We start from the raw sequence: 12,711 nt of genomic DNA on the forward strand, positions 1-12,711 counted from the left end.
ATTAATTATTATTAGAGATGAATATATTTGAACTGAATGGCAAAACGGCCCTGGTGACCGGTTGCAAGAGAGGTATTGGTAAGGCGATGGCGGTAGCGTTAGCAGCTGCCGGCGCTGATATCATCGGTGTATCTGCATCACTGGAATTAACCGGTAGCGATGTGGAGAAAGAAGTGACCGCGCTGGGCAGGCGTTTCAAAGCCTACCAGTGCGACTTTGCAGACCGCAAGGCTTTGTATGCTTTCATTGCAAAGGTAGGGAAAGATGCACCCGCGATCGATATACTGGTGAACAATGCAGGCACCATTATGCGGAAGCCTGCCGCCGAACATCCCGATGAATACTGGGACCAGGTGATAGATACCAACCTCAATGCGCAATTTATCCTGACCCGTGAAATCGGTAAGGGCATGCTTGCCAGGGGCAAGGGAAAGATTATCTTTACAGCATCACTGCTGACTTTCCAGGGCGGGATCAATGTGCCGGGCTATGCAGCCAGCAAAGGCGCTGTGGGTTCATTGGTGAAGGCTTTCGCCAACGAGTGGGCGTCAAAAGGGGTGAATGTGAATGCCATTGCCCCGGGATATATTGCTACCGACAACACCGCCGCGCTGAGGGCGGATCAGCAACGCAGCACCTCCATCCTGGAACGTATACCAGCCGGGCGTTGGGGCGAGCCGGAAGATTTCGCTGGCCCTGTGATATTTCTGGCCTCCCGGGCTTCCGACTATGTACACGGTACCATCCTCACCGTAGATGGCGGCTGGATGGGAAGATAGCAGCATTCAATCATTGCAGGAAAATGTAATTGGCAAATGAGCAAACGTACCGAAAAAACAATCGTTGATATCGCAGCAGAACTGCAATTATCTGTATCCACCGTTTCCCGCGCACTGAACGACCATCCGGCCATCAGCGCACGTACGAAAGACCGCGTGAAGAAGACGGCCCGCAAAATGGGATACCGCCCCAATGCACTGGCCGCCGGGCTGCGCAACAACAAAAGCAAAACTATCGGCCTCATTGTGCCGCGTATCTCCATGTTTTTTCCTGCTGCCATCAGCACCATCATCCAGAATAAATTACAGGAGTTTGGATATAACCTGATCATCTGCCAGTCGAACGATTCTTATGAACAGGAAGTGGCCCTCGTTAATACGCTGTATTCCGCCAGGGTAGACGGTTTGGTGGTATCTACCACTTTGTACACCACCGATTTTTCGCATTTCGATGTGTTCAAAGACAATAATATTCCGCTGGTATTTTTTGACCGTGTTCCGAAAGATTATAACGTGAAGGTGATCAAGGGAGATGATTACCTGGGAGGATATACGGCTACTTCGCATCTCATCTCGAAGGGATGTAAAGATATTGTGCATATCTCCGGGCCGCTCACCTGTAACCTTTACAGCGAGCGGGTGGCGGGCTATAAGAACGCCTTGCAGGAACATAAGCTACCGTTTAAGAAACAACGTATCTTTTACCAGGAGTTGTCGCGCGATAATGCCTGGGCGGCCTGTGAAAGAATATTTGCGCAAAAGCCATATCCCGATGGCATCTTCGCGTCTAATGATACCACCGCCATTGCGATTATGGAGTACTGCCGCAAGATCAATCTGCGCGTGCCGGAAGATCTCAAGATCGTTGGGTATTCCAATGATCCGCGTACCGAGATCGTAACGCCGCCAATCACTTCTGTGGATCAATATCCGGGTATGATGGGCGAGCGGGTAACTGCTGCATTGATGGACCTGATCAATAACCGGCAAACCGGCGCCTCCCGCTATTCACAAGAGATCATTCCTATTCAGCTCATTGCCCGGGAATCCACTGCCGGCGCTACAAAAGGCAGCAAGAAAAAGAAAACCGCATTGACCTAACTCAGACGCATATACGATGATGAAAAAGAACTTTTTTATAGCCATTATTTTGTCGGCCATATGTATGCAAACGTATGCACAGTCCGGCATTGCCAATAAGGAACTGTTGAAAAAAGCAGACGCCACTTTGCAATTCGCTGCACGCCAGTACAAACACATGATGCAGCATGTACCCGACAGCGTACTGCCACGTACCACCAATACCAAAGACGGCAGCCTGCTCACTTCCAATACTTCATGGTGGACCTCCGGCTTCTATCCGGGTACCAACTGGTATCTCTTCGAATACACCAAAGACCCGGCCTTCAAGGCAGAAGCCCTGAAGCGCATGGCGCTGGTAGAAAAAGAAAAGAATAACAAAGGAACGCACGACCTGGGTTTTATGATGTATTGCCCATTCGGCAATGCTTACCGCATCACCAAAGACCCGGCCTATAAAGCAGTACTGCTCACCAGCGCAAAATCATTGTCTACCCGTTTTAATCCAACAGTGGGCTGCATCAAATCATGGGATCATGGCAGCTGGAAATTTCCGGTGATCATCGACAATATGATGAACCTGGAACTGCTCACCTGGGCCACCAAAGTGAGCGGCGACGCGCAATTCGAGCATATTGCCAGAACGCATGCCAATACCACCATCCAACATCATTTCCGTCCGGACTACAGTTCTTACCACGTCGTAGATTATGATCCGGCTACCGGCGCAGTATTGCAGAAGAAAACACACCAGGGCGCTGCGGATAGCTCTGCATGGTCGCGCGGGCAAGCCTGGGGCCTCTATGGCTACACTATGATGTACCGGGAAACAAAAGACAAAGCCTACCTCGATCAGGCTCATCATATTGCTGATTATATACTTAGTAATCCTAACATGCCGGAAGACCTGATCCCTTATTGGGATTATAATGCGCCCGGCATCCCGAATGCCCCGCGCGACGCATCTGCCGGCGCTGTAGCGGCATCCGCATTGCTGGAACTGAGCCGCTATGTGAATAAAGCAGATGGCAAACGCTACTGGAACGCCGCAGAAAAAATGCTGGCCAGCCTGTGCAGCCCTGCTTACCTTGCTAAAGAAGGAGAGAACAACGACTTTATATTGATGCACAGCGTAGGTTCCCTGCCGCACAATTCTGAAGTAGATGTGCCGCTCACCTATGCAGATTATTATTTTGTAGAGGCCTTGTTGCGCTATAAACAATGGGCTAAATAATTGAAGATGGACAGACGTCATTTCCTGAAAGCAGTACCACTGGCCGGCGCGGCCACTGCCTTGCATACCGACAAAGGGCTATTTCATGATATCGCGGCGCCTGCTGCTCCCAAAGGGTCTGACCGTGATTACCTGGCGAACCTGTTACTACGTATATGCCATCCCGTTATTGACCATTTGAGCAAGGAACAGCTGCGCTGGCAGATGCCTAAAGCCACTTCGCCGGGTTATGGCAAGCCGGTGGATAAAGTCACTTACCTGGAAGCCTTTGGCCGCACGCTGGCCGGCCTGGCGCCCTGGCTGGAAATAGGGCCCGACAATACGGTAGAGGGAAGCCAACGCATTCAAATGATCGACGCTACACGCCTGGCACTGGCCAATGCCGTGAATCCGGCCTCAGCGGACTATATGAACTTCACCGGTAAGTACGATGCACAACCCCTGGTGGACGGCGCTTTCCTGGCGCATGGACTGCTGCGTGCGCCAACACAGCTGTGGGAGCCCGCCAGCGGCCATACCAAGCTACAGGTGATCGATGCATTGAAAAGCCTGCGCAGCATCAAAGCCTTCAACAATAACTGGCTGCTGTTTGCCGCCATGATAGAAACCGCCCTGCTGCAATTCGGCGCGGAATGGGACCGTCAGCCGGTAGACCTGGCCATCAACAAAATGATGGAATGGTACAAAGGCGACGGCATGTACGGCGATGGCGCACAATTTCATTTCGACTACTACAATTCCTTTGTGATCCATCCGATGCTCACCGATATCCTGAAGGTGCTGGCAGAGAAAGGTGTGGGCAGCAAAGAACAATATGCCTTGCAGCTAAAACGTATGCAGCGCTATGGCGAGATACTGGAACGCCAGATATCGCCCGAAGGCGCTTTCCCCGTGGTAGGGCGCTCTATGGCTTACCGCAGCGGCGCTTTCCAGGCGCTCGCGCAACTGGCGCTGGAACGGCAATTGCCGCCTTCACTATCGCCGGGACAAGTAAGAAGCGCACTAACGGCTATGGCTAAACGCATTTTTGATACTCCCGGCACTTTTGATGCCAATGGCTGGTTACAGATCGGCTTCTGCGGCCATCAACCGCAGATCGGTGACGGATATATTTCTACCGGCAGCCTTTACCTCTGTACCACCGGTTTCCTGCCGCTGGGACTTCACACAGGAGATCCTTTCTGGACCTCCCCATCAGAGGACTGGACGGCTAAGAAGGTGTACGGCGGCAGCGGGGTGAAAGCGGATCATGCGATTGATATTTAAGCGACTGTTGTCTGGCTCAGGATTATAATGATTGAAAGGATTACCAGGATTTTTTTTTATCAGGATTAATAAAGATTAAAGGAGATTGATGGGAAGATCAACGAGGTTCCAGCCCTTGAAGCGCTCAAAGCGCTTCAAGGGCTATTATCGCGAATATCTTTCCATCAATCTCCTTTAATCTTTATTAATCCTGATAAAAAAAATCCTGGTAATCCTTTCAATCATTATAATCCTGAGCCAGACAACAGTCGCTATTTCTTAAATAGCGGAATACTATTTTCCCCGTCAGGCGTCAGCCATTTTTCGTAGACGAGCCTCACCGGTTCATAGTCTTTGCTGGCGAGGAATTGCTGCATGCGTATGTTGTTGGCGAGCGTGTATCTTACGATGCGGCGTACGCCTTTATCGATATATATTTTTTCCAGCGCCTCATTCATGCTGCGGTAGATACCTTGTCTGCGAAAAGCCGGATCTACATAGCCGTCAGACACATAGAGGGTATCGCCGGTATAGTCTTCGATGCGGCTTTCATCGCAGGGTTCTACGTAGGCGAAGATGAATCCTGCCGCTTGTTGATCAACGTAGGCAACGATGCAGGCGCCGTCATATTCTTCCTGCATCTCTATCACATGCTGCATATAATCGGTGGCAATCTCTTGCCAGTTGGCGGTTTTATGGAAAAATGCCTTTTCCGATTCATGCAGGGCTTTCATCATGCCTGCGATCATTTCGTAGTGATCCTTTATTCGTACAGGCGTTAACGTTATCATGGAAAATGATTTTATTCAGGCCTTATAGGGCTGCCGGTCCAGTCGGTGCCGCTTTGTAATTTTTCTCCTTTCATTACCAGCGACAATGGCGCGAGGTTTACATCGTCGCCGATCTCGCTGTCGTAGAGGATGATGGAACGTGCGCCTACGCTGCTTCTGCGGCCGATCTTGATGGGGCCGATCTTCATCACGCGGTCTTCGAAGAGGTGCGTTTGCGGGCCGCTGTCTTCATTGAGTGCGGTATCGCTGCCTATTTCCACCATATCAAATTCGGTGATATCGGTGGTGAAGAGCCATACGCGGCGGCCGGTTTTAACGCCGAGGAAGCGCAGCAGTACCGGGAGCCAGGGCGTGCCTTTCAGGTATTCGAGCAGGAATGGCACGGAGAGCGCTTCGTAAGTAGACGTGATGCCTTCGCTGCGCCATACCTGCGAGGTCCACATCGGGTTCTGTTGCGGCTTGTAACGGCCGGTGAATACCCATTTCAGGAGTACGGTGAATATGAATGCGGGCAGGCCCAGGAAGAAAAGATAATAGAACGGGAATTGCAGTACTATCATCCACCAGGGCTTGTCGGTAACGAGGTCATGGCCATAGGCGATGAACAGGACGCTACAGATGATCACCACTGTTTCAGGGATGAGGATACGGATAAACTCCGCGATGCCGCGCGCCAGCTTCCTTTGCGGCGATGGATTGGTGGTGAGTTCCGGCGGGAAGAAGCGGCTTTCCTGTCTTCTCGGTAATGCGATGGCCGGAGATCCGAACCAGTCGCGCGCATTGCTGCTGGCCAGCTGCTCTTTCGATGGCGGTGTGGATAACACGCCGATCAGCATATTTTCCGGCAGCACATAACCTTGTGGTATCAGTGCGCTGTTGCCTACGAAGCTGGTATTGTGGATAATTGTTTTTTCGAGCGTGAGCTGCTGTGCGCGCACATCAGATTCGCCGAGTGTTACAGCGTCGGCTACGAATGCGCCGTCGCCGATTTCCAGCAGGGGATGGGTAACGCTGCTGGCGGTAGATACTTCTGTATTCTTGCCGATCTTGGCGCCCAGTGCGCGGAACAGGGAAGATATATATATCGTGGCGAAGATCGGATGTATCACAATGAGTGATAATGACATCATCTGATCGGCGAACCATTTGCGCACATAGAACATGCTGTAAACGGGATACACACCGGGTTTGATGCCCCATTGCAGCAGGCGGGTAAGCACGACAGTCTGTAAGGAGAAAAGGATAATATAACTCAATGCCAGTGATGGCGTGATGACCATATAGTTGAAGTTATAATCCGGTGCAGCGTTATCCAGCTGATTGAGCGTGATGATGGTAGGCAGTAATGGCAGCAGTACGGTGAAAGGAAATACCAGCAGGAACATCGAGAAGATGACGCTGTATTTCATACGGGTAGCCTTTGAAACTGGCAGTGGTTGCGGCAGTTCGCTGATTGCTTTTTTCACTTTCAGTTGCGCGGGGCTGCCATACCATACTTCACCAGAGGCGATGGTGCTGCCGGCGGGCAGGTAGCTGAGGTCCTGTAATTCGCCCCAGTCTTCAATTACGGTATCGCCGGCGATGACGGCGCTACTACCGATATAAGCATGATCGCCGAGATGTACGGCGCGTAATTTCAGGAGGCCGTCTTCCACCCAGGCATTGTTGATCACGGCTTGTGAGCTGATGCTTACATCGCTGCCGATGGTCACCAGGTCTTCCGCGCCGATGGTCACTGCGCCGAGTTGCGCGTCCGGGGCTATTTTCACGCCGAGCATACGCAGGAAGGCAGGGTATAACGGCGTGCCGTTGAGGAACTGTGAAGGCATGAGCCTTTGCATGGTTTTCACCAGCCACCAGCGGAAATAGTAAGCGCCCCATAGCGGGTAGTCGCCGGCTTTCATTTTGCCGATCACCAGCCATTTGGTGGTGATGATGAGAGCGGAGAACACAGGCGGGAGGAGGCAGAACATCCCTAGAGCGGTAAAGATCGCGTAGGATAATTTGCCGGTAGCCTGTTCGATATAATAATACCCGAGATAGGGGAGAAATATCTGCATGGCGAAGAGGCCGAAGATCACAAGTACTGCGATGGTTTGGGCGGTCCAGCAGCCGAGATGGCGCCACCAGGGCACTTCATTGAACTGGCGTTCTTTTTTCTTGCCGGGTTGTTTTTGTGCGGCCCAGGTATCTACGAGGGCTTGCAGCGGGCGATGGATATAGATATCTTTCAGCGATGCCTGTGGCACGTTGCCTTCGCGGCGCAGCCTGGATACAAAGGCGGCGGCGAGCAGGGAGTGGCCGCCGAGATCGGTGAAGAAATCTTCCTGCAGGTCGATCTTGCGGTCGGGGAATACTTTGGCCAGTACGGCGTTTACCCTGTCGGCCAGTGGCGCATTCGGATCGATGGCTTCGTGCGAGGCTTCCTGTGCAAAGGCGGCTGGCAGCGGCAATGCTTTGCGGTTGATCTTTCCGCTGGGCAGGCGCGGCATATCGTCCAGCGTAACGATCACGCCGGGGACCATGTAGGCAGGTAGTGTTTTGGCAAGTTCCGTGCGCATGGTTTGCTCGGTGATCTCCTTGTTATCTTCCTTCACTACATATCCTACCAGTTGATCCTGGTCGTTATTATCTTTCTTCACGGCTACCGCTGCTGCGGCGATGCCGGGAATATCGTGCAGTTTATTTTCTATCTCTCCCAGTTCAATGCGGTATCCGCGTAATTTGATCTGGTCGTCGAGCCTGCCCTGGAAGTCGATGTTGCCATCCGGTAATATGATGGCGGCGTCGCCGGTGCGGTATACGCGGTTGCCGGGCAAGGCATCGAGGGAGGCGGGTTTGTCCACAAATTTTTCCCGGGTGAGTTCGGGGCGATCGATATAGCCGAGGCCTACGCCGGGGCCGGTGATCACGAGTTCGCCGCGGTCGCCCATCGGGAGGAGATTGAGTTGTTCATCCACTACGGCCATGTTATAGTTGGGCAGCGGGTGACCGATGGTGATGGTATCGCCGGGTTTCAGTGCGGCGAAGGTGGCGCTCACGGTTGTTTCCGTAGGTCCGTAACTGTTATAGAACTGCCGGGGCGGCGTGGCCCAGCGGGCGAGCACCTGTGGCGTACAGGCTTCGCCGCCGGCGTTGATGAGACGCAGGGAAGGGATGTTATCTTCCATTACGGCCAGCAGGCTGGGTACGGCATGCAGTACGGTGATCTTTTCGCGTTTCAGCACATCGCCGAGTTCGTCGATGGCTTTGGCGGTGGTAGCGTCGGCCACCCACAGGGTAGCGCCTACAAAGTAGCTGATCCAGGTTTCTTCGCACCACATATCGAAGGATACGGAGAAGCCCTGGTATACTTTATCGGTAGGGCGGATATTGAGCACGGTTTGTTCCGCTCTAACGAGATGACATATTTGTTGATGGGTGATGGGGATACCTTTGGGTTTGCCGGTGCTGCCGGAGGTGTAGAGCACGTAGGCAAAATTTTCGGGCTGCGGTCCTGCGGAGAGGGTGAAATGCTCCTGCGCTTCGGGTACCGGCGGTACGGCGAGGATGGCGGCTTGCAGCTGCAATGGTTCCTGGCTGAAGCAGGCGGCTGCTTTCACTTCGGCGAGTACGCCTTCCACACGTTCTGCGGGCATTTCACGGTCGAGCGGCACATAGGCTGCGCCGGCCTTTACGATGCCGAGAATGGCGGCATGCAATTCGGGGCCGCGGGGCCACCATACGCCTACTACGCTGCCGGGGCCGATGCCTTTTGATTGCAACATGGCAGCTACTGCATCGCTCCAGTGATTGAGCTGAGCGTAGGTAAACGACTGGTGCTGGAATATCAGCGCCGTATGCTGTGCATGCTGCTGTACCGAATGGGCAAAAAGATCTGCCAGGGTTTCGTGTTGAATCAAATCCGGCCGTTGGGGTCCCAGGACTGTACTATAACCATTCATATTTTGCTGCCAGAAAATTGGTGAAATTAAATTTGATCGTGATTGTTTTGTTGCGCATTATGCGGCGCTCGTGTGTTGCTCGTGGTAATAAAATCTTACCCGTAAGATAAGCACAAATTCCTGAAACCGCGTCAATGCTGATGTTCGCAAACATATTCACGAAAAAGTATATAAATTAAAGGTTGCGGGCAAATTTACGTTTTATAGTAGATGAAACGCTTATAATCGCCTTAAAAAATCTTTATCATAGCGCATTACAGCCTGTAGAACAACAACAGAAACGTCAAAAAGGTTGACGGATAACGTTGACGGATATACGTTGAGAAACCGCCGGAAAGGATTAATACATAACTAATTCATAATGAAGGAATGTTTTCCGATATTATCGTGAAAAAATATTTATCTGGAAGATTGCTATTAAATCGGAAAAAATTTCTATAAATTTAGCTCACCTATTCGCAGTAGCAGAACGAGCTGTCGAACTGATTATATAGTTTAGTCACAACCAAAATCTGAATCTAACATGAGGAAATTTCTACTCGTGCTGGCCAGCATGCTATTATTGCTAGCATCTTCCCTGTCGGCGCAAAATCGTACCCTTACAGGCCGTGTCACAGACGAATCGGGCAATCCGCTGCAAGGCGTGACCGTTAGTTTGCCTGGCGGCAAAACAGGTACGGTCACCAACGGCAAAGGTGAATTTACCCTGGCCGCTCCTGCCAACGCTAAAACATTGCGCGTATCTTTTGTAGGTTTTGAAGCGAAGAACATCACGCTCACATCAGATAATAACCTGGGTAGCGTAACACTTGTACCTGATAGCAAATCTATTTCCGAAGTAGTAGTAGTAGGTTATGGCACCCAACGTAAAAGAGAGGTGACCGGCAATATCGCTTCCGTAAAGGGTACCGCAGTGGCAGAACTTCCGGTACAGAGCTTTGAAGCCGGCCTTGGTGGCCGCGCTGCGGGCGTACAGATCACCGTGCCGAATGGTGTGGTGAATAACCCGCCGGTATTCCGCATCAGGGGTACGAACTCTTTGTCGCTGAGCGCTTACCCGCTCATCGTGATCGATGGTATACCCACCTTCACCGGTGATGTAGGCTCTACCAACGCGCCTTTGAACCCGCTCGCCAGTATCAACCCATCAGATATCGAATCGATCGATATCGCGAAAGATGCCGCCGCTACTGCCATCTACGGTAGCCGTGCAGCCAACGGCGTAGTGCTCATCACCACCAAAAAGGGAAAGGCAGGCCGCGTACGCCTCAACTATGATGGCTGGGTAGGCTTTACACAACCCACCCGCTTACCCAAGTTGCTCAACGCGAATGAATACCTGACGATCAAAAATGAAGCACTGAAAAACAAGGGCAGAACAGACCAGTATGTGCCCAACTATGATGCAAACGGCAACATGATCGATACCCGCTGGTATGATATCGTTTACCGCAAAAACGCTGTAGCACAGAGCCACAGCGTAAATGCTTCCGGCGGAACAGAAAATACCAACTACTATTTTTCTGCGGGCTATACCAAACAACAAGGTATCCTTCAGCGCAATGATTTCATCCGCAAAAACCTGTTGTTCAACATTGATCAGCGGATGGGTAAGATCTTTTCACTGGGCGCCAAACTTGCGTATTCCAATGAACAGAGCCTGATATCCGGTTCTTCCGGATCACTGGAAGGAGAGGCCTTCAACTCCGGCGGTTTGGCCAGGCTGGCCTTTCTCACGGCGCCCATCACTTCTCCCTATAATAATGACGGCACCTATAATATCAACGGCGCCAACATCGGCGGTGGCAAGAACACTTTACAAACAGGTATCTATAATCCTAAAGTGCTGCTGGACCTGGATCACTCCAATACAGAAGCGAATCATATCCAGGGTAACGTGTATGCGCAGCTGAAACCGTTCGAGTGGATGACCCTCCGCACTATGTATGGCGCAGATTATATCCTGCTGAACAACGATATCTACCTGAACAATATCCAGGGTGATGGCCGTGCTTCCAAAGGCGATGCTTCCAGCATCTACACACAAACCAAAAGATGGGTATGGACCAATACCCTGCAACTGGACCACTCTTTTGGCGATCATAACTTCAACCTGCTGCTGGGTTCCGAACAACAGCGCGACCAGCGCGAAAGGTATGGCCTGGAAAGACAATACCAGTCTGATAAATATTTCAACAACACCGAAGGCGGATGGCTCATTGATCTGTCGAGAGCTTTACTGCGCAGAGAAAACTACCTGCTTTCTGCATTCAGCCGCCTGAACTATAATTATAAAGAAAAATACTTCCTCGGCGCAAACCTCCGCCAGGACCAGTATTCCGCCTTCGGTACCAATAATAAGAAAGGGGTGTTCTACGGTTTCTCCGCAGGATGGGAGATCGCGAAAGAAAGCTTCTTTGAAAATAGCAACCTGAGCAAACTCTTTAGCAGCCTGAAATTGAGAGGCAGCTATGGTAAAGTGGGCAACTTCGCCGGCCTTGGTGATTTCGACTTTATGTCTTTGTACAAACCAACACTCTATGGCGGCAACGGCGCGCTGTTCTACAACCAGGCGGGCAACCCCGATCTCGGATGGGAAGTGAGCAAGAAAACAGATGTGGGCCTTTCCTTCGGTATGTTTAAAAACCGTTTGAATGTAGAAGCAGCTTACTATTACAACAACATCGACGGGTTGATCCTGTTCCTCGCTTCACCGCCCTCCTCCGGCGTACCATCTACCATCCCGGCCAACGTAGGTTCTATGTACAACAAAGGCGTGGAAGTGACCATCAACGCCACACCGGTGGCCAAGAAAGACTTTACCTGGAACACGTCTTTCAATCTCACCTACAATAAAAATATGATCACGGCATTAACCGGCGATCTCACTTCTATTCCATTTTCTACCAGCTCACTGGAACAGACTTCTGTGAACCAGGTAGGCTATCCGGCCAGCATGATCCTCGCAGTGCCTTCCGGCGGCGTAGATCCTGCCACTGGTTTCCGCATCCTGTATAATCCTGCCGGCCAGGCCGAGATCTATAACTCACTGAAAGGCGCTTACTTCTATCTCGATGGTAAAGACGCGCCTTCACTTGGTACCAAAACAGCACAGCCTTATAAAAATACCAATCCGAAATTCTTCGGTGGTTTTGACAATACATTCCGTTACAAAAATTTTGAGCTGAATGTATTGCTCACCTATCAAACCGGCTTCTATGTGTATTATGGCAGTAACGCAGGTTTGAGGGATCAGCGCTACTGGAACAACAGCACCGATGTATTGAGAAGATGGCAGAAGCCCGGCGACCAGACCGATATCCCGATGGTGGTATATGGAGACAACGTTTCTAACGGTTCCGCCTATGCGATATCCGCTAACGTTTTCAAAGGCGATTTCCTGAAGCTGCGCACAGTAGGTATCACTTATTCATTGCCGGAACAGCTCACCAAAGCGGCGCATCTCACAGGCGCCAAAGTATACGTGAGAGGCCAGAACCTCGCGGTATGGACCAAGTATCCAGGCCCCGATCCGGAAGTGTCTTCCAACGGTAATAATGCATCAGGACAAGGTATCGACCGCAACACACTTGCCAACGGACGCACAGTAACAGTAGGTGTTAATGTTAATTTCTAAA

At 51.3% G+C, this 12,711-nt stretch carries 7 protein-coding genes; 5 read left to right on the forward strand and 2 right to left on the reverse strand.

Translation table 11 applies throughout. The features are described from left to right. Positions 1-17: 17 nt before the first annotated feature. The 4 genes from FPG75_RS02990 to FPG75_RS03005 all read left to right on the forward strand — a co-directional run bounded on the left by FPG75_RS02990 (position 18) and on the right by FPG75_RS03005 (position 4,359). Positions 18-779 (forward strand): SDR family oxidoreductase, encoded by a 762-nt coding sequence (locus tag FPG75_RS02990; protein ID WP_143305069.1) that lies wholly within the window; start codon positions 18-20, stop codon positions 777-779. Between the two features lie 36 nt (positions 780-815). Then, on the forward strand, positions 816-1,880 hold the full coding sequence (locus FPG75_RS02995; RefSeq protein WP_143305070.1) for a LacI family DNA-binding transcriptional regulator: 1,065 nt from the start codon (positions 816-818) through the stop codon (positions 1,878-1,880). Between the two features lie 64 nt (positions 1,881-1,944). After that, positions 1,945-3,093 (forward strand): glycoside hydrolase family 88 protein, encoded by a 1,149-nt coding sequence (locus FPG75_RS03000; RefSeq protein WP_236652713.1) that lies wholly within the window; start codon positions 1,945-1,947, stop codon positions 3,091-3,093. A gap of 6 nt (positions 3,094-3,099) precedes the next feature. Continuing rightward, positions 3,100-4,359 (forward strand): DUF2264 domain-containing protein, encoded by a 1,260-nt coding sequence (locus FPG75_RS03005; RefSeq protein WP_143305072.1) that lies wholly within the window; start codon positions 3,100-3,102, stop codon positions 4,357-4,359. A gap of 251 nt (positions 4,360-4,610) precedes the next feature. Here FPG75_RS03005 and FPG75_RS03010 read toward each other — a convergent pair whose 3' ends face one another. Beyond that, positions 4,611-5,129, reverse strand: a complete 519-nt coding sequence (locus tag FPG75_RS03010) for a GNAT family N-acetyltransferase (RefSeq protein ID WP_143305073.1) — start codon at positions 5,127-5,129, stop codon at positions 4,611-4,613. A gap of 11 nt (positions 5,130-5,140) precedes the next feature. Further along, positions 5,141-9,031, reverse strand: a complete 3,891-nt coding sequence (locus tag FPG75_RS03015) for a Pls/PosA family non-ribosomal peptide synthetase (protein ID WP_201747873.1) — start codon at positions 9,029-9,031, stop codon at positions 5,141-5,143. Between the two features lie 565 nt (positions 9,032-9,596). On the opposite strand from FPG75_RS03015, the gene FPG75_RS03020 reads away from it, so the two are divergent. Then, positions 9,597-12,710, forward strand: coding sequence for a SusC/RagA family TonB-linked outer membrane protein (locus FPG75_RS03020; protein WP_143305075.1), 3,114 nt, complete (start codon positions 9,597-9,599; stop codon positions 12,708-12,710). Position 12,711 lies beyond the last annotated feature (1 nt).

It is taken from the genome of Chitinophaga vietnamensis (genome assembly GCF_902167635.1).
GTDB lineage: Bacteria > Bacteroidota > Bacteroidia > Chitinophagales > Chitinophagaceae > Chitinophaga > Chitinophaga vietnamensis.